The following is a 21,690-nucleotide window of genomic DNA, read 5'->3' as shown; positions in this document are numbered from 1 at the left end:
AGCGTATCACTGGTGGAACACATGGATCTGGTTGCTCTCGCTGATTTCGTCATCGTGGCGCGCCACGGCGGCTTCGGGCGTGCCGCCCGCGCTGCCGCTCGCCCTAAGGCGACGCTGTCGCGTCGGGTCGCGGAGCTTGAGGCCAGCCTTGGTCTGCGCCTGTTCGAACGCGGCGCACGCATGCTCAAGCTGACCGAGGAAGGGCGCGCGCTGTACGAACGTGCGGGTCGGCTGCTTACCGAGCTCGACGAGACAGCCGCAGCGATCTCCTCGGGAGGTGAAAGGCCGCGAGGCAGGTTGCGGATCAGCGCGCCACTGGTCTTTTCGCAGACCGCGATGGGAAAGATCGCCGCCGGGTTCGCCCTGAAGTATCCGGAAGTGAGGCTCGATGTGTCGACGGAAGACCGCTCCGTCGACATGATCGAGGAGGGATTTGATCTGGTGATCAGGGTCAATCCCGATCCGGATGACAGCCTCGTCGGACGAGTCTTCCTGCGCGATCGGCTGGTGGTCGTGGCAAGCCCTGACCTCGCGCGGCCGCTCGGACACCACCCCGCTCCCGCGGTCGTGCGCACGGCCGGCGATCGACCGATCTGGGCCGTGAAGACGCCCACTGGCCGGGCAACTATCGCGATCCAGCCAGTTCTGACCCTGTCATCGCTGATCATGGTCCGGGGTGCGGTGCGAGCGGGGGTCGGTGCGGGCCGCCTCCCCGTGTCGCTTGTCAGCCACGACATAGCCGACGGCTCGCTGATCCATTGGGGTGATGTCGAGGGAGGCGACATCACCTTGTGGGCGCTCTACCCGTCCAGGCGGCTGCTAAGCGCTCGGGTGTCCGCGTTCCTCGACTACCTCAAGCAGGCATTCCCGATGGGGACGCCCGATGAATTGGCCGCCTATGTCGGCAAGTGACGTGTAGAAAGCGGGTCGCCAACCGGGCAGCTTACTGCACGTAGCCATCGTAAAATTGAAAGCATGGTGATCCCGACAGGAATCGAACCTGTGACCTACAGATTAGGAATCTGCCGCTCTATCCTACTGAGCTACGGGACCACGCGGCCCGACACATAGCCGCTTCGGATCGTTTCGCCAAGAGGGCCGGCCGAACGCAATTCGGCCGGCGCTTTATAAGACCGGCCTCAGGCGGCTAGCGCCGTCTCCGCCAGTTTCACCCAATAGCTCATGCCGTGCGGGATGGCTTCGTCGTTGAAGTCGTAGGCCGGATTGTGGAGACCGGCGGTCTCGCCATTGCCGATGAAGATGAAGGCTCCAGGCCGGGCTTCCAGCATGTAGGAGAAATCCTCGCCGCCCATCACCGGCTGGATCTCGCGGTGCACCTGGGCATCGCCCGCCACGTCGGCGGCCACATCGCTGGCGAAGACCGTCTCATCCGCATGATTGAACGTCACCGGGTAGTTCGCGTCGTAGTCGACCTCGATCGTCGCGCCATAGGCGGTGGCAAGTCCCGCGCAGATGGCGCGGATCCGCTCTTCCGACTTCCTGGCCACTTCCTTCTTCAGCGTGCGCACGGTGCCGGCGATCTCGGCCGATTCCGGGATGATGTTGTAGGCGTCGCCGGCGTGGAACTTGGTCACCGACACCACCACCGCCTCGACCGGATCGGTGCTGCGCGAGGCGATCGTCTGCAAGGCGCCGACCAACTGGCTGGTGATGACGATCGGATCAATCGTGCCGTGCGGCATCGCCGCATGGCCGCCCCGGCCTTTCACGGTGATGGTGAATTCGGCCGTCGCCGCCATGATCGGGCCCGGACGGATGGCGAACTGGCCGACCGGCAGGCCGGGCATGTTGTGCATGCCGAACACTTTAGCGATGTCGAAACGCTCCATCATGCCGTCCTTGACCATCTCGTTGCCGCCGCCGCCGCCTTCTTCCGCCGGCTGGAAAATCACCGCCACGGAGCCCGTGAAGTTGCGCGTCTCGGCGAGATATTTCGCCGCGCCGAGCAGCATCGCGGTGTGGCCGTCATGGCCGCAGGCATGCATCTTGCCCGGAACGGTCGAGGCGTAGGGCTTGCCGGTGATCTCCTTGAGCGGCAGTGCATCCATGTCGGCGCGCAACCCGATTGTGGGGCCTTCCCCCTGACGGCCGCGAATGATGCCGACGACGCCCGTCTTGCCGAGGCCGGTCACCACATCGTCGCAGCCGAACTCTTTCAGCTTTTCGGTGACGAAGGCCGCCGTCTTGAAGACATCGAAGTTCAGTTCTGGCGTCTGGTGCAAATGCCGTCGCCAGCCGGCGACTTCGTCCTGCATTTCGGCGGCGCGGTTGAGGATCGGCATGATGGTTCCATTTCGTTGTTGGTGCAGCCGGCTTCAGCCTGGTGGTTTGCAATTGGGCGCGGGGTGCCTTGCAATTGTGATTGTCAGGCGCTTTGCCATGTTGGCGTCACATAGGGTAAATAGCACCGCAATAATGCGGTCCGGTTTTTGAGGGTCGGATCCTTATGCTGGCGGTCACGTAATGAAATCTTACGGAGCCAGGGGCAATCAGGGCAAGAGGCGATTTCGGATTCGATCATGCGGTACAGGCATTTCCTCAAACTATTCCCGGCTGGCGCAATCATGCTGTCCGTCCTGGCTGGGCCAGCGCTGGCCAATCCGGTGGTGGTCTTCGACCTGAAGAGCGGCCAGATCCTGCAGCACCAGGATGCCTTCAAGCGCTGGTATCCGGCCTCGCTCAGCAAGCTGATGACCGCCTATGTGGCCTTCCGGGCGATCGCGGCCGGAGAAGTCCAGCTCGATTCGCCGATCAAAGTGACCAAACATTCCGCCGGCGAACCGCCAAGCAAGATGGGTTTCAAGCCCGGCTCGGTGATGCGGCTCGACAATGCGCTGAAGATGATGCTGGTCAAGTCGGCCAACGACATCGCCATGGCGGTCGGCGAGAATGTCGGCGGCTCGCAGGCCGCCTTCGCTGAAAGGATGAATGCCGAGGCGGCCAGGCTCGGCATGAACGGCACCCATTTCGTCAACCCGAACGGCCTTTACTCGCCCGACCAGTACACGACGGCACGCGACCTTTCGATCCTGGTGATGGCGATCCGCCGCGAGTTCCCGCAATATGCGCCGTGGTTCTCGATCGAGGGGCTCGCGGTCGGCAATAGGGCCATTCCGAACTACAATCTCCTGATCGGCCGGTATCCCGGCGCCGACGGCATGAAGACCGGCTTTGTCTGCCCGTCGGGCTTCAACATGATCGGGTCGGCGACCCGTAACGGACGTACGCTGGTGGCGGTCGTGCTTGGCGAGAAGTCGGCGGTCAGCCGCGCCGAAGCCGCGGCCAAATTGCTCGATCAGGGCTTTGACGCACCTGCCGCTGGGTCCACCACCGTCACCACGCTCGCTCCTTACGGTGATCTGATCTCGCCCAACGACATGCATGACGAAGTCTGCAAGAAGAAGAGGAAGGCGGAGCAGTCCGAGGCGCCACCGCCGGCCGCCGCCAAGGACCAGCCTAAATCGCCCTATCGGGAGAAGCTCGACCATGTGCCGACACTGGTTGCCGTCGGCCTTGGCGGCGCCACGGGTCCGGCGCCGAAGGCGATCCTTGACGAGGGCGCGCAGGAATATGCCGACGTGCCAATCCCGACCTGGCGGCCCGACAGGCCGGTCCCCGCCGGCACGGGCCCGAAAGTCGTGGGTGCCGCCGCCCAAGGCGACCAGCCGGCCAAGGTCGCGAATTAGAGCACGATCCAAAAAGTGAAATCCGGCTTTCGCGAGAGATCATGCCCAAATTAGAAGGCAGAACCAGATGAGCGGTTTCCCGATCCCAGTCTCGGTGCTAACCGGCTTTCTCGGCGCCGGCAAGACGACATTGCTCAACCGGCTCCTGAAGGATCCGGCGCTCGTCGACACCGCGGTCATCATCAACGAGTTCGGTGAGGTGGCGATCGACCACCTGCTGGTCGAGCAGGCCTCCGACGGCATCATCCAGCTTTCCGACGGCTGTCTGTGCTGCACGGTGCGCGGCGAACTTGTCGACACGCTGGCCGACCTGGTCGACCGGCTGCAGACCGGCCGTATCGCCCGGCTTGGCCGCGTCATCGTCGAGACCACGGGATTGGCCGACCCGGCGCCGGTGCTGCAGTCGATCATGGCCCATCCGGCGCTGGTCCAGGCCTTTCGGCTCGACGGCGTCATCACCCTGGTGGATGCGGTCAATGGCAATGCTACGCTCGATGCGCATGTCGAGGCGGTCAAGCAGGTCGCCGTGGCCGACCGCATCGTGCTCTCCAAGGCCGATCTGGCCACCGATCACGGAGACCTCGCCATGCTAAGGGCGCGCTTGCGGCAGATCAATCCCGGGGCGCGACTGCTCGATGCCGGGGAGACGAAAACCGGGGTGGCCGCATTGTTCGACTGCGGTCTCTACAATCCTGCGACCAAGTCCGCCGACGTGCGGCGCTGGCTCGGCGAAGAAGCCGCGCATGATCACCACCACCATGACCATGACCATGAAGGGCATGACCATGCCCATCGCCACGATCAGCGCGTAAAAACCCATTCGCTGGTGCATGACGGGCCGGTGCCGTTTTCAGCCATCGAGATGTTCCTCGATCTCCTGCGTTCCACACATGGCGAGCACCTGCTGCGGATGAAGGGCGTCATCGAATTGCAGGAGGATCCGTCGCGGCCCTTGGTCGTGCATGGCGTCCAGAAGATCCTGCATCCGCCGGTGCGATTGCCGTTCTGGCCGGACAGCCAGCGCGGCACGCGGCTGGTGCTGATTACGCTCGACATGCCGGAAGACTATGTGCGCCGGCTGTTCGCCGCCTTCACCAACCGGCCGTCGGTCGACACGCCCGACCGCGCGGCGCTGGAAAACAATCCGCTGGCGATCGCCGGACGTTAGCCTCCTACGATTGGTATTCGCCGCGTTCGACCAGAAAGCGATGGCCACCGGACATCGCCGCCGTCTCGATCAATTGATGTCCGCTGTCGGCGCAAAAGGCAGGAATATCGATAACAGCCAGAGGGTCGGTGGTTTCGAGCCAGAGCCTGCTGCCGGGCTGCATCCCGGCCAGGCGCTTTTTCGCCTTGAGGACCGGCAAAGGGCAGTTCAGCCCCTTGAGGTCGTAGATAGCTATCAGTTCGGCCAAGGTGAAAACCTCAGCCGCCGAACATGCCGAGCAGCTTGTTCTTCAGCTTCGTAACCCGGCTTTCATCGGCGCTCGCAGCCTGCGTCTCGGCTGCCGGCGCGGCCTCCGCCGGGGCCGCGATGGTCGCGGTGGCAACCGGAGCTTCCTTGGCAGCCTTGGCTGCTTCCTTCGAAGCCACGGCTTGCGCCTTGGCAGCTTCCTTTTCGGCCAACGCTTGCGCCTTGGCGGCCTCCTTCGCCGCTTTTGCCGCTTCTATGGCCGCCACCCGCTCTCGCTCGGCCTTCTCCTTGGCGGCCTTTTCGGCCTCGAGCGCGGCCATCTTGCGACCGGCGGGCGAATCGATGCGGCCCATGCGCGCCGTCTCGGTGACCGAACCGTCGGTGTTGAGCGACGGCGGATCGATCGGCACGCGCTCGCCACGCGCCCGGCGCTTGGACCAGTCGGAGACGATGCTGGCTTCCTTGATGCCGGCAATCGTCGGCTTGGGTGGCGGCACGCTGGCCTTGAGCGCGCTGTTGAAGGCCGCGTCATAGGTGCTTTGATAGGCGTTATAGGCGCTCTTAAGCGAATCTGGCTGCGTGGTCGCCGGGCAGGGGCCGGTCGGATTGAAGGTCTGCCCATCGGGAGCGACCTGGTTGAAGACGTAGCGCTTCTCGCAGACGTCGACTTTCGGTGGCACCTTGGTGACCTCGAAATTGTCGTAGCCGACCTTGAGCATCTTCCAGAATTCGTAATTCGGGTCGTTGCGGTAGCGCGCCATGTTGGCGGCTGTCATGCGGAACGGAAAAGCCTGGATCTGGAACTCGGTCTGGCCACCCTGGAAGGCGTCGCGGCCGAAGGCGTAGATCTGCTCGATCTGGGCGTCGGTCATCGAATAGCAGCCCGATGAAGAGCAGGCGCCATGGACCATCAGGTTCTGGCCGGTGCGGCCATTGGCACGATCATAGGCGTTGGGAAAGCCGATGTTGAACGACAGATGGTAATTCGAGCGCGGATTCATCTGCGACGGGCGAACCGTGTAAAAACCTTCCGGCGCCTGGCGGTCGCCTTCGGTGTATTTCGGCCCGAGCTTGCCCGACCATTTGCAGATGTCGTAGCTCGCCACCATGTCGTAGCGACCGTTGGTCTTGGCCTTCCAGATCTCGAGCTTGCCTTCTTCCTTGAAGATGCGCGCCATTACCGAAGAGGTGCGGACCATGCCCTTGGCTCTCATATCGGCAAGGATCTTGTCGGGCAGCGGCTTGTTGGCTTCCGGGGCAAAGTCCTTCATCGACGAATCATTACAGCCCGCGACGGCAATCGAGGCGGCAAGAACTCCAGTACGAGCAAGCTTGGCAAACATGGATAAGGCTATGTCTTTTCTTTCGGGCCAATGGCTTCGAAACGGCCACACCCGCATGCTGAACACTGACGGACCGTAAGCCCGTTAACCTTGAAAATTCCTTACCGCAAGGCTCGGCCAATCTCCCGCGGTGATTTCATTGAACCGAATGGGGCGGCATTTTTGTGGCGAAACTGCTCATCGCCGCCACAATTTGGGGTGGACAGACAGCTTCCGTCAGCCCTGTTCCGCCGCCCAAGCGGCGTCAGAGGCTGCGGCCCATCGCCAGGTATTTCTCGCGGCGCTGTTCGCGGAAATCGATGTTGGCGCCGGCGAATTCCTTCATCGTCTTGGCGATGAGATCGCCGGTCGCGGCAATCACCGTTTCGGGCGCGCGCTGGGCGCCGCCCATCGGCTCGGGGATGATGGCGTCGATGACCTTCAGTTCCAGAAGATCCTGCGCGGTGATCTTCATGTTGGTCGCCGCGTCCTTGGAGCGCGTCGTGTCGCGCCACAGGATGGAGGCGGCACCCTCGGGCGAAATCACCGAATAGATGGCGTGTTCGAGCATGTAGACGCGGTTGGCGGTGGCAATCGCGATGGCGCCGCCCGAACCGCCTTCGCCGATAACCACCGAGATCGACGGTACTTTCAGGCCAAGGCAGGCCGAGGTCGATCGCGCAATCGCTTCGGCCTGGCCGCGCTCCTCGGCGCCAACGCCGGGATAGGCGCCGGCCGTGTCGACCAGTGTCAAAAGCGGGATCTTGAAACGGTCGGCCAGTTCCATCAGCCGCACCGCCTTGCGATAGCCTTCGGGGCGCACCGAGCCGAAATTGTGCTTCAGGCGGCTCGCCGTGTCCGAACCCTTTTCCTGGCCGAGAATCGCGATGGGCTCGCCGCGGAAACGGGCAAAGCCGCCGACGATCGCCTGGTCCTCGCCGAAATTGCGGTCGCCGGCGAGTGGCGTGAAGTCGCTGAACAGGCCCTTGATGTAGTCGATGCAGTGCGGCCGGTCGGAGTGGCGCGCCACCTGCACCTTCTGCCACGGCGTCAGCGCCTTGTAGAGTTCGCGCAGCGCGTCGCGCGAGCGCTTCTCGAGCCTGGTGATCTCATCGGCGACATCGACCGCCTCGCCGTTCTCGGCAAGCTTCTTGAGCTCGAGGATCTTGAGCTCAAGATCCTGCACCGGCTTTTCGAAATCGAGGTAATTGTACATGCTTGGGCGGACCGATACGTCGGAAGGCAATGACCGCGGAACCGTTGAAACCAAGGCTCCGGGCGGTGAAATGTCGTCCTCACATAGCGATATGAGGCCTAGTCGGCAAGCGGATGATGATCGTTGACCAACCGCACCAGCCGCTCTTCCAGCACGTGGGTGTAAATCTGTGTCGTCGATATGTCGGCATGGCCAAGCAGTTGCTGAACGGCTCTCAGGTCGGCGCCGTTCTGCAGGAGATGGCTGGCGAAAGCATGGCGCAGCACGTGCGGCGAGATCTTGGCCGAGGCGATGCCGGCGCGCCCCGCCAATCCTTTCAGGTCACGGGCAAAGACCTGGCGCGAGAGATAGCCGCTGTCGGATGCCGCCGGAAACAGGAACGGGCTGTTGGCGAAGGCGGGCAGCTTGGCCCGGGCGTCAAGCCAACTCCGCATCGCCGCGCGCGCCTTGGCCGACAGAGGCACCATGCGTTCCTTGTCGCCCTTGCCGCGTACCATGAAGAAACGGTCATCGCGCTGCGCCACCGTCACCGGCAGGCCGACCAGCTCGGAAACGCGCAGTCCGGTGGCGTAGAGCACTTCGACCAGCGCATGCAGGCGCAAAGCCGCCAGCCTGTCGGCGTGGCCGAGTCCGTCATCACCGGCTTCCTGCGCGGCGCGATCGATCAGCCGGCCGGTTTCGGCCTCGCTCATCGTCTTGGGCAGCGGACGGCCCTTTTTCGGGCTGTCCAGCGTGCCGGTGGGGTCATCCGCGCGCAGGCCCTCGGCGTAGAGGAACTTGAAGAACTGGCGGATCGCCGACAGTTTGCGTGCCTGTGAGGTCGGCGCGAAGCCGCGCGCGGCGATATCGTCAAGATAGGCCCTGATGTCGGCGGCGCCGGCGCGGGCAAGTCCGCCATCGATCCCGCCGGAAGCATCCTCGAGATCGCGGCGATAGGAGGAAAGTGTGTTCTCCGCCGCTCCCCGCTCGACGCTCATCATTTCCAGGAAGGCCTCGATGCGAGCGGCGCTGTTCATGTCCTTGAGGCGGTCCCGAGTCGGTCTTCTTGGTTCAGTTTTTCTTCGGATTGAGCTTTTCCGGCGGAATACGCACGCTCATCTCGGCTTTTTTCGGCTCGACGAACATCACCAGCGCGAACATCGTACCATAGGCAATGCCGGCCAGAATCGCGAGGGTCACGACAAAGCGAAACAGTGTCGGCATTCAGTTCTCGCCCGTCTTCTTGTTCTGCGTTTCCAAACCCTGTGCCCTTATGGGACGCCTATCCGGCCAATTCAAGGAAGAAGCGGACCCCTGTTAGCAACTTCCGATGCAAGCGTCGCTCTGTCCATATCGGCCCATGGCACTTGGCACGCTTGACGCAAACCGGCTTTTCATGTCGATACGCCGGCAAAGAGGGCCGAAGAAACAGCCGATGAACGCGCTACAGGCAAATCCCCCAGGCGAGACCCATGCCGCGCTGCTTGGCCGGCTGGGCAGCCGGTCCATCGTCTTTGTCGGGCTGATGGGCGCCGGCAAGACGGCTATCGGCCGCAAGGTGGCGACCATGCTTTCGCTGCCCTTCATCGACAGCGACCAGGAGATCGAAAGCGTGTCGCGGATGACGGTTCCGGAGCTGTTCGAGCGCTATGGCGAAACCGAGTTCAGGGCCCTGGAACAGCGTGTCATCCTGCGCGTGCTGGAAAACGGCCCGCAGGTTCTGTCGACCGGCGGCGGTGCCTTCATGAACGCGCAGACGCGCGAGGCCATCGCCGCCCATGGCGTCTCGGTTTGGCTGAAGGCCGAGCTCGACCTTCTGATGGACCGCGTTTCCAAGAAGCAGAACCGGCCGCTCTTGAAAAGCGCCGATCCCCGCGCCGTGCTGGAGCGGCTGATGGCGGAACGCTATCCGGTCTATGCCACCTCTGACGTCACCGTGCCGACCCGCGACGATCGCAAGGAGGTCATCGCGGCCGAGGTGATCGAGGCGCTGTGCCGGCATTTCGGCATCGATGCGATAGCCGCGACGGGCGAGGTCGAATCATGAGCGCGGATCAGCCAGTCACAGTCGAAGTCGGTCTGGGCGACCGCGCCTACGACATAGTGATCGGCTCCGGCCTGCTGTCGCGCGCCGGCGCTGAGATTTCGCGCCGGCTGCCGGGCACGCGCGCCGCTGTGGTGACGGACGAGAACGTCGCCGCCGCGCATCTCGATACGCTGAGGGCCGGGCTCGAGAAGAGTGGCATCCAGCCCGCGATCATCACGATGCCGCCCGGCGAAAAAACCAAGAGCTTTGCCCATCTCGAGGCGGTTGTCGACGGCGTCCTGGCCGCCAGGCTGGAGCGCGGCGACGTCGTCATCGCGCTTGGCGGCGGCGTCATCGGCGATCTCACCGGTTTTGCCGCCGGGATCGTGCGGCGCGGCATGAATTTCGTGCAGGTTCCGACATCGCTTCTGGCGCAGGTCGATTCCTCGGTCGGCGGCAAGACCGGCATCAACAGCCCGCGCGGCAAGAACCTCGTCGGCGTCTTTCTCCAGCCCAAGCTGGTGCTGGCCGATACCGAAGTGCTCGACACGCTGCCGATCCGCGAATTTCGCGCCGGCTATGCCGAGCTTGCCAAATACGGGCTGATCGACCGGCCGGATTTCTTCGCCTGGCTGGAAACGAATTGGGAAAAGGTGTTCGCCGGCGGACCGGAGCGGGTCGAGGCCATTGCCGAAGCCTGCCGTGCCAAGGCCGATGTCGTTGCCCGCGACGAGTTCGAGACCGGCGACCGCGCTCTGCTCAACCTCGGCCATACGTTCGGGCACGCGCTCGAAGCCGCCACGCAGTATGACGGGACGCGCCTCGTCCACGGCGAGGGGGTCGCCATCGGCATGGCGCTGGCGTACCGGTTCTCCTCTCGGCTCAATCTCGCCAGCCCCGACGACGCGGCCCGCGTCGAGGCGCATCTGCGTGCCGTCGGGCTGCCGTGGCGGATGGCCGACATTCCGGGCGACTTGCCCGATGCGGATGCGCTGCTTTCATTCATCACGCAGGACAAGAAAGTGTCGCGCGGCGCGTTGACCTTCATTCTGACGCGCGGCATCGGCGAGGCCTTCATCGCCAAGGATGTGCCGGCCTCGGAAGTGCTGGCGTTCCTCAGGGAAAACCATCCAGGCAACGGGAAAGCCGGCTGAGATGGACACTGGCTGGGTCGTCTTCGCCGTTCTTGCCATCCTCGTCATCCTGGTCGTTGCCGTGCGCACCCGCCTGCTTGCCATGTTCGGCTATGAACTGTCGCGCATCGAGCCGCAGCGGTCGAGCCAGGACGAGTTGCGCGGCGCGGTCGACGATTTTCGCCGCGACGGCCAGGTGGTGCGTGAGGATCGCGACCGCGTCGGCGGCCTGTTCGACCTCGAAGAGCTCGAAGTTTCCGACGTCATGGTCCACCGCACGAATATGCGCTCGGTCAATGCCGACAATGCGCCGGAAGCGGTGGTGCGCGAGATCCTGCAGAGCCCGCACACCCGCATGCCGCTTTGGAAAGGTTCACTCGACAACATCGTCGGCGTGCTGCACGCCAAGGATCTGCTGCGCGCGCTGAACGAAGTCGGCAATGATTTCTCGCGGATCGACGTGATGAAGATCGCGTCAAAACCGTGGTTCGTGCCCGACACCACGACTTTGCAGGAACAGCTCAACGCCTTCCTGCGCCGCAAGACGCATTTTGCCGTCGTCGTCGATGAATATGGTGAGGTCGAAGGGCTGGTGACGCTGGAGGACATTATCGAGGAGATTGTCGGCGAGATCGCCGACGAGCACGATGTCGACATCCAGGGCGTCAAGCAGGAGGCGGACGGCTCCGTCGTCGTCGAAGGCACGGTGCCGATCCGCGACCTCAACCGGGCGCTCGACTGGAACCTGCCGGACGAAGAGGCGACGACCATCGCCGGCCTCGTCATCCACGAGGCGCAATCGATCCCCGAGGAGAAGCAGGCTTTTACCTTCCACGGCAAGCGCTTCGTCGTCATGAAACGCGACAAGAACCGGATTGCCAGGGTCAGGATCCGGCCGGCCGGCGACAGTTAAAGCGTTTCAGTGTTGGTAGGTTCTCCGAGCCGCTCTAACTCTTTGTTCTTACGCAATTCCAGACGGGAAACCGCTGCGCACTTTTCCTGGAATTGCCATCGAGCCGTCGCCTTGCCAATCCTTCGTTGGAACTCCCGCCCGCCGGGATGCATTCTTCGCCGATGACGATCGATCGGCGAACCTTGCTCCTGGCCTCGGTGGCTGCCTTGTTGCCAACCGGCACGAGAGCGGCGCGAGACATGCCATCCGCCGAAACTGTCGACTACGGTCCGGCCAAGCTCGATATCTATGCGCCCGATGGTGCGAAAGACCTGCCAGTGGTCTTCTTCGTCCATGGCGGCGCCTGGCGGACCGGCAAACGCAGCCAGGTGAACGCCAAGCCGGCCTTCCTGCTTGCCAACGGCTTCTGCTTCGTCTCCATCGACTACCGCATGCTGCCGCAGGCTGATGTCGCCACCCAGGCGGGCGACGTGGAAAAGGCCTATGCGTATGTCAGGACCAACATCGCCCAACATGGTGGCGATCCCAACCGCATCGTCGGCATGGGGCATTCGGCCGGCTGCCATCTGATCGCCCTGACCGGCATGCGCGGCGGATTGCCCGGCGTCGCTGGCCTGCTTCTCGACGATACAAGGGCTTACGATCTCGCCGCCCTTGCCGGAAGTGGCGGCATGGTGCGGGCCTATTCGCGTGTCTTTTCCGATCCTTCGCAGTGGGCGGCACTGTCACCGGCGAGCTATGTCGATGGCCGCAAGCATCCGCCGACCTTCATCGCCTATTCCCGCGCCGACGGTCGCGGCAAGCAGTCCACGGCCTTTGCCGAGCGCCTGCGCGCCAGCGGCACCGAGGTGACGCTGTTCGACGGCACCGCCTATACGCACATGTCGATCAACCGCGATTTCGGCGAGGACGGCGACGCGCTGACCGCTGCCGCGCTGGCGTTCCTGAAATCGACGGTCGGTTGAGCGCACCGGCTGTCCGTGGCGTGTTCCACTCGTTGTGCCTGGCAGCCGCCGATGCCGCCGGGCGGAAATTCAAAAGTCGTTGCTTGACCGTTCGCTGAGCGTCGCACCGGTTTCGGCGTCGACCGAAGCGAGGCTGACCTCATAGCCCCAGAGGCTTCGGACATGGCGCAGGGTCGCGTCGCGGCTGCCACTGTCGAGCAGTACGCCCTCCTTCACCTTGTGCTGCAGCCGCAAATGCCGGTTACCGAGCAGGTCGACATCCACCACCTGGATATCCGGCCGGCTCGCGCCGATGTCGTAGCTCTGGGCCAGCGCGGCACGTATCTTTTGGTAGCCGCGCTCATTGTGGATCGAGGCCACCTCGTAATGTGCGTCGTCGGCCTGATCGGCGAGGACAAACATCCGCCATTTCCGTATCAGGGCTGGGCTGAGGTGCTGGCGGATGAAGGATTCGTCGCGGTGGTTGGCCCAGGCGTCCAGGAGCACATCGCGCCAGTCACCGCGGCCCGCGATGTCGGGAAACCAGTCGCGGTCCTCCGCCGTCGGCGCGCTCGAAATGCGCTGTATGTCCTGCATCATGTCGAGGCCGAGCGCGTATGGGTTGATACCGGAGAACCGGGGGTCGTCGAAGGCCGGCTGGAAGATCACATTGGAATGGTTGCGCAGGACCTCGAGCATGGCGCCCTCGCTGATCTGGCCGCGGTCGAACAATGCGTTCATGAGGGTGTAGTGCACGAAGGTGGCGCAGCCTTCATTCATCACCTGCGTTTGCCGCTGCGGATAGAAATACTGCGCGACGATACGCACGATTCGGATGATCTCGCGCTGCCAGGGCTCGAGGACAAGGCTGTTCTTCTCGAGGAAATAGAGCAGGTTTTCCTCGGGCAGGTTGAGCGATTTCTTCCGCTCCGCCAAGCCTTCGTCCTTCTTCCCGGTCTTGCTGCTGTCCTGCGAGGGAGGCAGCGTGCGCCACAAGTCGTTGTAGGAACGTTCTTCATATTCCAGGCGCTCGCGCAGCCCTTCACGCTGCCGCTCCGACGACAGCTTTGGCGGCCTGTGATATCGGAACACGCCTTGTTCCATCAGCGCGTGGGCGCAGTCGAGAATGCTTTCCACGGCCGACAGTCCGTGCCGCTCCTCGCATCGGGCAATGTAGCCCTTGGCGAACTCCAGATAGCTCAGAATCCCCCCGGCGTCGGTCCACTGCCGGAACAGATGATTGTTCTTGAAGAAATGATTGTGTCCGAGCGCGGCATGCGCCGTCACCAGGGCCTGCAAGGCCATGGTGTTTTCCTCCATCAGGTAGACGATGCAGGGATTGGAGTTGATGACCAGTTCGTAAGCCAGGCCCCGTCCACCCTTGCGGTAGAGAAAATCCTGGTACAGGAAATGCTTGCCGAACGACCAATGACGGTACATCAGCGGCATGCCGACCGATGAATAGGCGTCGAGCATCTGTTGCGAAGAAATGATTTCCATCTGCACCGGATAGGTGTCCAGCTTGAGTTCCTCGATGGCGATTGCCGCGATCGCCTCGTAGGCGTGCGACAATTTCTGGAAGTCCCAGTCGGATCCGGAAAAGAGCAAACCCGGTTTGCTGGCTGTCCTGGCCATGGTTTCCCCTCAGGCGCTCTTCCTGAGCGCGGGCTGTTTGGCGAAGAGCTGACGAAAGACAGGATAGATATCGGCGGCCGTGGCTATGCGGCTCATCTGGAAGTTCGGCCAGTTCGATTCGATGGCGCTGTAGGCTCGCCAGAGCGACGTCCCGTTTTCAGTCGCGCCGAAGATGTGACTCTCGCGTTCGTCAATGATCTCGACATAGGCGAAATACTGGCACAGGCGCATGAGCTTGCCGTTCAGCAGGGCGATGCAGCGCTCGGAGTCGGTGGCGAAATTGTCGCCGTCCGAGGCCTGGGCGGCGTAGATGTTCCACTCGCTCGCGGGGTAACGCTGCTCGATGACACGATGCATCTCCTCGAGCGCGGTGGAAACGATGGTGCCACCGCTTTGCGTGCAGTAGAAGAAGGTTTCCTCATCCACCTCCTGCGCCTCGTGCGTGTGGCGGATGAAGACGATTTCGGTGCGTTCATAGCGTCGCTTCAGGAACAGGTGCAGCAGCACGAAGAAGCGCTTGGCCAGGTCCTTCTCGCGCTCGCCCATCGAGCCCGACACATCCATCAGGCAGAACATGACCGCTTTCGCATTCGGCACCGGGCGCTGGTCGAAGCGGTTGAACCGGATGTCGACCGGGTCGACGAAGGCAATCCGCCGGCGCCGGCGCTCCAGCCGCTCGATCTCTTCTTTGAGCGCCACGACGCGCTCGCGCGTTTGAGCATCAGGCGGAGCGGCCTCCAGCAAGGCGAGTTCCTGCATGATCGCGTCGACCGCCGCTTGCTTGGGGCGCCTGAGCGCAATGCGGCGGCCGTGGCTGTTGCGCATCGTGCGGCCGACATTGATGTTGGTTGGCGAACCGGTGGCGGCGAAACCCGCCCGGCGCGGCTTGAAGGCAAGGACCTCCTTGAGGTTGAGCTTGACCAGGTCGGGCAGTTCGAGATCCTCGAAAAAGAGATCCAGCACCTCCTCGCGCGAAAGCACGAAACGGAAGTCGTCCTCGGACGCGGTTTTTCCCGGTGACGAACCGCCCATGCCTCCGCCCTGGCCGGGCTTGGGGATCAGGTCGCCTTGGGAGAATTGCCTGTTGCCCGGCAGGATGTGCCGGCGCCGGCCGGTGTCCCTGGCGTCGTTGAAGGTCGGCTCGCCAGTGCCTCTTTCGGGCATCGGCACGACATGCTCCGCGTCCACGTCGGCGATCCGCCCGGCGCGGATCTGGTCGCGAATGCTGCGCTTGAGCTCCTCGCGGGCACGCCTGAGAAAGCGCTGGCGGTTGCCAAGGCTTTTGTCCTTCGGATTCAGGCGGCGGTCGATAAAGATCGGCATGCAACCATTCGGACTGCTCTCAGCCCGCCTTGTTCACCCGCATGTACCAATCGACCAGCCGGCGCACCTGCCGTTCCGTATAGCCGCGCTCCACCATCCGCTGGACGAATTCATTGTGCCGCTTTTCGGTGACGCTATCCTGCTTGGAACCGAAGCTGATCACCGGCAGGAGGTCCTCGACCTGGCCGAACATGCGCTTTTCGATGACCTCGCGCAGCTTCTCGTAGCTCGTCCATGACGGGTTGCGGCCATGGTTGCGCGCCCGGGCACGCAGCGTGAACTTCACCACCTCGTTGCGGAAGTCCTTCGGATTGGCGATGCCTGCCGGCTTTTCGACCTGCGACAGTTCGTTGTCCAACACCTCACGGTTGAGGATCTGGCCGGTGTCGGGGTCCTTGTAGTCCTGGTCCTCGATCCAGGCATCGGCATAGGCGATGTAGCGGTCGAACAGGTTCTGGCCATATTCGCTATAGGATTCCAGATAGGCCTTCTGGATCTCATGGCCGATGAACTCGGCGTAACGGGCGGCCAGCTCCGACTTGATGAATTCGAGATAGGCGGCTTCCGTCTCCTTCGGAAACTGCTCCCGTTTGATCGCCTCTTCCAGGATATACATAAGATGCACGGGGTCCGCCGCGACCTCGTTGGTATCGTAATTGAACGTCTGCGACAGGATCTTGAAGGCGAAGCGCGTGCTGACGCCGGTCATGCCTTCGTCGACGCCGGCGGCGTCGCGATATTCCTGGACTGACTTCGCCCTCGGGTCGACTTCCTTGAGGTTCTCACCATCATAGGCGCGCATTTTGGTGTGCAGCGGCGAATTGTCGTGCTCGGCAAGGCGGGTCGAGACGCTGAACCGGCTGAGGATGTCCAACACCTCGGGCGCGCAAGGGCTGGCGGCCAATTCACTCTCGCGCAGCAGCTTCTCGTAGATTTGCCTCTCTTCGGTGATGCGCAGGCAATACGGCACCTTGACCACGAGGATGCGATCGAGAAACGCCTCATTGTTCTTGTTGTTCTTGAACTGTTGCCACTCGGATTCGTTGGAATGGGCAACGATGATGCCCTGGTAGGGAAAGGCACCAAAATTCTCGGTGCCGTTGTAACTGCCTTCCTGGGTCGCCGTCAGCAATGGATGCAGCACCTTGATGGGCGCCTTGAACATCTCGACGAATTCGAGCAGGCCTTGCGTCGTTCGGTTCAGCCCGCCGCTGTAGGAATAGGCGTCAGGGTCGGACTGGCTGAAATTTTCCAATTGCCTGATGTCGACCTTGCCAACTAGGGCCGAGACGTCCTGGTTGTTCTCGTCGCCAGGCTCGGTCTTGGCGATGCCGATCTGGCGCAGCCGCGACGGCATCAGTTTGACCACGCTGAATTTGGAAATGTCGCCGGACAGTTCGTCGAGGCGCTTGGCCGCCCATGGCGAGATAAGTCCGTTCAGGCGGCGCCGGGCTATCCCGTATTTGTCCTCCAGGAGATCGCTCATGCGATCGGGGTGGAACAGGCCAAGCGGCGATTCGAAAACCGGACTGATCTGGTTGCCGACCTTCAGCGTGTAGATGGGGCGCTCCTCCATCAATTTCTTCAACCGTTCGGCCAAGGAGGATTTGCCGCCGCCGACCGGACCCAGGAGGTAGAGGATCTGCTTGCGCTCCTCGAGGCCCTGGGAGGCATAGCGGAAATATCCGGCGATGCGCTCGATCGTATCCTCCATCCCGTAAAAGTCGGAGAAGGAGGGATATATCTTGACGGTCCGGTTCGAGAAGATACGGCCTAGCCGCTCGTCCTTGCTGGTGTCGACCAGGTTTGGCTCGCCGATCGCCTCGACCATTCGTTCCGGCGCCGAGGCATACATCGATTTGTCCTCGCGGCAGGCGAGCAGATATTGCTGAAGACTTATCTCTTCCTGGGCGGCGTTCCCATAAATCTCCGAAAAGAGATGGAAGACGTCGGATTGGTTCTCACGCATGATCGTTGCCTTCGGAGCCATTCTGATGGGGCTCGCATATTCAACTGCGGGAAGGCATTGTTTGTTCCGTCGCTCCGGCCCGAATGGCCGTCCATCAACCGCGATTTCGGCGGAGATGGCAATGCGCTGAACGCCGCCGCGCCAGGGTTCCTGAAATCGACGGTCGCCTGATCCTGCCGACCGTCGCTCGCCCATTCCGTGGCTGGATCATGCCAAAAACGGCGGCGGGATATTGCCGTGCCGATATCCGCGGGTGCAATTGCTCTTCGTGAATGGGAGAAAATTCGCATGAATGGCGCCGATGTTCTGTGCGACGTGCTGTTGGCCAATGACGTGAACGTCTGCTTCGCCAATCCCGGCACATCCGAAATGCATTTTGTCGCGGCCCTCGACCGCAAGCCGGCGATGCGCTGCGTGCTCGGCCTGTTCGAGGGGGTGGTGACGGGTGCGGCCGACGGCTATGCGCGCATGACCGATCGTCCCGCCGCGACGCTGCTGCACACCGGCCCGGGCCTCGCCAATGGGCTGGCCAACATGCACAATGCAAGGCGCGCCTTCAGCCCGATGATCAATATCGTCGGGGACCATGCCTCCTACCATCTGCCGCTCGACGCGCCGCTCACCAGCGATATCGAGGGGCTGGCGGCGCCGATGTCGAAGTGGGTGCGCCGCATCGGAGGGCCCGCCGATGTCCAACCGGCCACGGAGGCGGCCTTTCGCGCCTCGCTGACACCGCCGGGTGTCACCACGCTGATCCTGCCGGCGGACGCGGCCTGGGGCGACGCCGGCCCGGTTTCGCCCGGCAAGGTGAAACTCGCACCGCCGCCTGCCATCGACATCGACGCCGTGCGAGCGGTGGCTACCGCGATCCGTGCCGCTCCCGGGCGCGTCGGCATGATCGTTCGGGGGCGGGCGGCGCGGGCCGATGCCCTCGAGATCGCCGGCCAGATTTCAGCGGCATGCGAGGTCAGGCTGTTCAGCGAGGTTTTGATCGCGCGCATGCAGCGCGGGCGCGGGCGTGTCGCGCCGACGCGCATTCCCTATCCGGTCGACGCGGCGACGGCAGTGCTCAGGGATATCGATGTCCTTGTGCTGGTCGGCGGCAAGGAGCCGGTCGCCTTCTTCGCCTATCCGGGAAAACCGGGAAGGCTTGTCCGTGACGATTGCCAGGTGCTGACGCTCGCCGCCCATGGTCAGGATCTGCATGCGGCACTGGAGGCGCTTGGCGACGAACTGGGCGTCAGGCAATCGCAGCCGGCGTTGGTTGCAAGCGCCTTTCCCGAGGAAGCAACGCCAACCGGCAGCTTGACGGAAGATGCCATTGCACTCTCGGTGGCCAAAAAGCTGCCGGGCGACGCGATCGTCTGCGACGAGGCCGTCACCTCGGCGCGACGTTTCTTCGCGCTGTCGGCCTTTGCCGCGCCGCACGACTACATGATGGGCACGGGCGGGTCGATCGGCGGCGGCATTCCGCTGGCGACAGGCGCGGCGATCGCCTGTCCCGGCCGCAAGGTGATCAATCTGGAGGCCGACGGCAGCGGCATGTACACGGTGCAGGGCCTGTGGACGCAGGCGCGGGAAAATCTCGACGTGGTGACGATCGTCTTTTCCAACCGCACCTATGCGATCCTGCATGGCGAGATGCGCAATGTCGGGGTGAACGCGATCGGCGAAAATGCCAGGCGCATGCTCGACCTCGACCATCCGGCGCTGGACTGGGTTTCGCTGGCCAAAGGCATGGGCGTGGAGGCGGCGCGTGCCGACACCTGCGAGCGGTTCGACGCGTTGCTCGATGCTGCCTTGTCGCGGCCCGGGCCATTCCTGATCGAAGCGATAATCTGAGCAGCGCGAGACGAGCTACAGGACCAGCTCCGGGATTTGGCTTACCAGCGGGTCTGTTCGCCGGGCGCCGCGGGCTCGATAGCCAGCGCGTGAACGCCCGCCTTCAACTCGTCGGCCAGCAGTTCGTTGACGGCGCGGTGGCGCTCAACGCGGCTCATGCCAACGAAATTCGCCGAGACGATGCGGACACGGAAATGTGTCTCGCCGGTACCATCGAACTCAGCGTGGTGACCGGATTCCACATGATGATGGCCGGCGTGGAGATGGCTTTCGTTGAGGATGACCAGCCGCTCGGGCGAAAATGCCTTGTTGAGCTTGTCTTCCATGGTCGCCTGTATGGACATCGTCTTCTCCCTTCACCACATATGGTTGGCGCGCCGCCGTGAAAACCCGAAATAGGTTTCGCCGGGCCGTTGGCGCGCAACAAAATCGGTCATCCGCCTGCTTTAAGCCGCGATTCAGCGGTTAGGGCGATCATCGCGAAAATGTCAATTCTTGTTTCGCATCTGCGAACGCCCCATAAATGGGTGAGATGAAGCCGTATCCCAAATATTTCGAGAAGATTCGCGTCCGCCCCGACAAGGACGCGGAGGTGAAGGCGCACGCGCCGATCTGCCAGTGGGATGGCTGCAAGGAGGCTGGGACGCATCGCGCGCCGGTCGGGCGCATGAAGGAGGGCGAGTATTTCCGCTTCTGCTTCGACCATGTGCGTGAGTACAACAAGGGCTTCAACTACTTCTCCGGCGTGCCGGACACCGAGGTGGCGCGCTTCCAGAAGGAAGCGATGACCGGCCACCGGCCGACCTGGAAAATGGGCGTCAACGGCGCCTCGACGCGTTCCTCGCCCGACATGGCGCAGATGCGCTCCGGCCGCGCAGGCTATTACAACCGCATGCGCGACCCATTCGACCTGTTCAAGGGACCGAAGGATCCGCGCGAGGCGCGCGAGCGCAAGGCCAAGCCGCTTGAGGCCAAGGCGCTGGAAACGCTTGGCCTTGATACAAAGGCGACTGGCAAGGACATCAAGGCGCGCTATAAGGAACTGGTGAAGCGTCACCATCCGGATGCGAATGGCGGCGACAGAGGTTCGGAAGACCGGTTCCGCGATGTGCTTCAGGCCTATCGCGTGCTCAAACAGGCGGGCCTGTGCTGAGCGACCCTATGGTTCGTGTCGTTTTCCAACTTTCATAAGGTTGGAAAAGGCTCTAAGACCGCCCCCGAACAAAATGGATTGCCGGCGAAACGCGACGTTTCGCCCGTGGAGACGTTGAGAGATATGAACAAGGTCGATCGCGACATCGCCAACCTGCCCGACGCGACGGTGTCGGTGAAGGAGAAATTCGGCTTCGAGTCCAAGATGGTGGTGCCAGCGTACTCGGTCACCAGCGAGCATGTGCCCGATGTCGATCCCGACTATCTGTTCGACAAGGCGACGACCTTGGCGATCCTCGCCGGCTTTGCCTACAACCGCCGCGTCATGGTGTCGGGCTATCACGGCACCGGCAAGTCGACCCATATCGAACAGGTCGCCGCCCGCCTCAACTGGCCTTGCGTGCGTGTCAATCTCGACAGCCATGTCAGCCGTATCGATCTCGTCGGCAAGGACGCGATCGTGGTCAAGGACGGCCTACAGATCACCGAATTTCGCGACGGCATCCTGCCCTGGGCCTACCAGCACAATGTCGCGCTTTGCTTCGACGAGTATGACGCCGGCCGTCCGGACGTGATGTTCGTCATCCAGCGCGTGCTGGAATCGTCCGGCCGCCTGACGCTGCTCGACCAGAGCCGGGTCATCCGCCCGCATCCGGCGTTCCGGCTGTTTTCGACCGCAAATACGGTTGGTCTGGGCGACACCACCGGCCTTTATCACGGCACCCAGCAGATCAACCAGGCGCAGATGGACCGCTGGTCGATCGTTACCACGTTGAACTATCTGCCGCACGACAATGAAGTGAACATCGTGCTGGCCAAGGCCAAGCATTATCGCGACACCAAGGGCAAGGACATCGTCAACAAGATGGTGCGCGTCGCCGACATGACGCGCTCGGCCTTCATCAACGGCGACCTGTCGACGGTGATGAGCCCGCGTACCGTCATCACCTGGGCCGAGAATGCCGAGATCTTCGGCGATGTCGGCATGGCGTTCCGGCTGACCTTCCTCAACAAGTGCGACGAGCTGGAGCGTTCGGTGGTTGCCGAGTTCTACCAGCGCGCCTTCGGCCAGGATCTGCCCGAGAGCGCGGCCAATGTGGTGCTGGGCTAAGCAG

General features: G+C 62.9%; 20 protein-coding genes and 1 tRNA gene. 10 read left to right on the top strand and 11 right to left on the bottom strand.

Annotated features, from left to right (window positions below; genetic code table 11):
* Window positions 1-21 precede the first annotated feature (21 nt).
* Window positions 22-912 carry a LysR family transcriptional regulator gene (locus LB524_RS11715; protein WP_224526422.1) on the top strand — a complete coding sequence of 297 codons (891 nt, stop codon included), beginning with the start codon at window positions 22-24 and terminating at the stop codon, window positions 910-912.
* A gap of 64 nt (window positions 913-976) precedes the next feature.
* Here LB524_RS11715 and LB524_RS11710 read toward each other — a convergent pair.
* Both LB524_RS11710 and LB524_RS11705 read right to left on the bottom strand, forming a co-directional pair.
* Window positions 977-1,053 (bottom strand) — tRNA-Arg (locus LB524_RS11710).
* A gap of 86 nt (window positions 1,054-1,139) precedes the next feature.
* Window positions 1,140-2,303: a M20 aminoacylase family protein gene (locus tag LB524_RS11705; protein WP_015315488.1), complete on the bottom strand. Its 1,164-nt coding sequence runs from the start codon at window positions 2,301-2,303 to the stop codon at window positions 1,140-1,142.
* 237 nt (window positions 2,304-2,540) lie between these two features.
* Between LB524_RS11705 and LB524_RS11700 the strand changes: the two genes are divergently transcribed.
* Window positions 2,541-3,707 (top strand): D-alanyl-D-alanine carboxypeptidase family protein, encoded by a 1,167-nt coding sequence (locus LB524_RS11700; protein ID WP_224526419.1) that lies wholly within the window; start codon window positions 2,541-2,543, stop codon window positions 3,705-3,707.
* Window positions 3,708-3,774: 67 nt separating this feature from the next.
* Entirely contained in the window at window positions 3,775-4,875 is a 1,101-nt protein-coding gene (locus LB524_RS11695; RefSeq protein WP_224526417.1) for a CobW family GTP-binding protein, read from the top strand.
* A gap of 4 nt (window positions 4,876-4,879) precedes the next feature.
* Here LB524_RS11695 and LB524_RS11690 read toward each other — a convergent pair whose 3' ends face one another.
* The 5 genes from LB524_RS11690 to LB524_RS11670 form a co-directional block, all read right to left on the bottom strand.
* The gene (locus LB524_RS11690; RefSeq protein ID WP_015315491.1) at window positions 4,880-5,122 is read right to left on the bottom strand and encodes a sulfurtransferase TusA family protein; all 243 of its coding nucleotides are present in this window, start codon (window positions 5,120-5,122) and stop codon (window positions 4,880-4,882) included.
* A 10-nt stretch (window positions 5,123-5,132) separates the two neighbouring features.
* Window positions 5,133-6,464, bottom strand: a complete 1,332-nt coding sequence (locus tag LB524_RS11685) for a murein L,D-transpeptidase family protein (RefSeq protein ID WP_224526414.1) — start codon at window positions 6,462-6,464, stop codon at window positions 5,133-5,135.
* 244 nt (window positions 6,465-6,708) lie between these two features.
* Window positions 6,709-7,659 (bottom strand): acetyl-CoA carboxylase carboxyltransferase subunit alpha, encoded by a 951-nt coding sequence (locus LB524_RS11680; RefSeq protein WP_140616795.1) that lies wholly within the window; start codon window positions 7,657-7,659, stop codon window positions 6,709-6,711.
* Window positions 7,660-7,757: 98 nt separating this feature from the next.
* Window positions 7,758-8,675: a site-specific tyrosine recombinase XerD gene (locus LB524_RS11675; protein ID WP_140823990.1), complete on the bottom strand. Its 918-nt coding sequence runs from the start codon at window positions 8,673-8,675 to the stop codon at window positions 7,758-7,760.
* 34 nt (window positions 8,676-8,709) lie between these two features.
* The gene (locus LB524_RS11670) at window positions 8,710-8,862 is read right to left on the bottom strand and encodes a hypothetical protein (RefSeq protein WP_015315495.1); all 153 of its coding nucleotides are present in this window, start codon (window positions 8,860-8,862) and stop codon (window positions 8,710-8,712) included.
* A gap of 211 nt (window positions 8,863-9,073) precedes the next feature.
* On the opposite strand from LB524_RS11670, the gene LB524_RS11665 reads away from it, so the two are divergent.
* The 4 genes from LB524_RS11665 (at window position 9,074) to LB524_RS11650 (ending at window position 12,675) form a co-directional block, all read left to right on the top strand.
* On the top strand, window positions 9,074-9,685 hold the full coding sequence (locus tag LB524_RS11665; RefSeq protein WP_140823989.1) for a shikimate kinase: 612 nt from the start codon (window positions 9,074-9,076) through the stop codon (window positions 9,683-9,685).
* Complete coding sequence (aroB, locus tag LB524_RS11660) at window positions 9,682-10,818, top strand: 3-dehydroquinate synthase (RefSeq protein ID WP_224526412.1); 1,137 nt, start codon at window positions 9,682-9,684, stop codon at window positions 10,816-10,818. The genes LB524_RS11665 and aroB overlap by 4 nt, the downstream gene beginning before the upstream one ends.
* A gap of 1 nt (window position 10,819) precedes the next feature.
* A complete protein-coding gene (locus tag LB524_RS11655) occupies window positions 10,820-11,710 on the top strand; it encodes an HlyC/CorC family transporter (RefSeq protein WP_141906886.1) in 891 nt (296 codons plus the stop codon).
* Between the two features lie 161 nt (window positions 11,711-11,871).
* On the top strand, window positions 11,872-12,675 hold the full coding sequence (locus LB524_RS11650; RefSeq protein ID WP_411909908.1) for an alpha/beta hydrolase: 804 nt from the start codon (window positions 11,872-11,874) through the stop codon (window positions 12,673-12,675).
* A gap of 69 nt (window positions 12,676-12,744) precedes the next feature.
* Here the strand turns inward: LB524_RS11650 and LB524_RS11645 are convergent, their stop codons facing one another.
* Genes LB524_RS11645 through LB524_RS11635 form a run of 3 tightly spaced genes read right to left on the bottom strand, consistent with a single transcriptional unit; the run spans window position 12,745 to window position 17,581 of the window.
* The gene (locus LB524_RS11645; RefSeq protein WP_224526406.1) at window positions 12,745-14,289 is read right to left on the bottom strand and encodes a SpoVR family protein; all 1,545 of its coding nucleotides are present in this window, start codon (window positions 14,287-14,289) and stop codon (window positions 12,745-12,747) included.
* Between the two features lie 9 nt (window positions 14,290-14,298).
* On the bottom strand, window positions 14,299-15,612 hold the full coding sequence (locus tag LB524_RS11640) for a YeaH/YhbH family protein (RefSeq protein WP_224526403.1): 1,314 nt from the start codon (window positions 15,610-15,612) through the stop codon (window positions 14,299-14,301).
* A gap of 19 nt (window positions 15,613-15,631) precedes the next feature.
* A complete protein-coding gene (locus LB524_RS11635) occupies window positions 15,632-17,581 on the bottom strand; it encodes a PrkA family serine protein kinase (RefSeq protein ID WP_224526401.1) in 1,950 nt (649 codons plus the stop codon).
* Window positions 17,582-17,869: 288 nt separating this feature from the next.
* On the opposite strand from LB524_RS11635, the gene LB524_RS11630 reads away from it, so the two are divergent.
* Window positions 17,870-19,423, top strand: a complete 1,554-nt coding sequence (locus LB524_RS11630) for an acetolactate synthase large subunit (RefSeq protein ID WP_224526398.1) — start codon at window positions 17,870-17,872, stop codon at window positions 19,421-19,423.
* A gap of 41 nt (window positions 19,424-19,464) precedes the next feature.
* On the opposite strand, the gene LB524_RS11625 is transcribed toward LB524_RS11630, so the two are convergent.
* Entirely contained in the window at window positions 19,465-19,767 is a 303-nt protein-coding gene (locus LB524_RS11625; protein ID WP_015315504.1) for a BolA family protein, read from the bottom strand.
* Window positions 19,768-19,946: 179 nt separating this feature from the next.
* Here LB524_RS11625 and LB524_RS11620 point away from each other — a divergent pair, with 179 nt between their 5' ends.
* Window positions 19,947-20,576, top strand: coding sequence for a J domain-containing protein (locus tag LB524_RS11620; RefSeq protein ID WP_032922426.1), 630 nt, complete (start codon window positions 19,947-19,949; stop codon window positions 20,574-20,576).
* A 123-nt stretch (window positions 20,577-20,699) separates the two neighbouring features.
* Entirely contained in the window at window positions 20,700-21,686 is a 987-nt protein-coding gene (gene cobS, locus LB524_RS11615; RefSeq protein WP_140616804.1) for a cobaltochelatase subunit CobS, read from the top strand.
* The last annotated feature ends 4 nt before the right edge of the window (window positions 21,687-21,690 follow it).

Origin of the sequence: Mesorhizobium sp. ESP6-5, assembly GCF_020164695.1 — a bacterium.
GTDB lineage: Bacteria > Pseudomonadota > Alphaproteobacteria > Rhizobiales > Rhizobiaceae > Mesorhizobium > Mesorhizobium australicum.
Note: the sequence above shows the minus strand (reverse complement) of the source record. Positions and strands in the feature narration are given on the sequence as shown.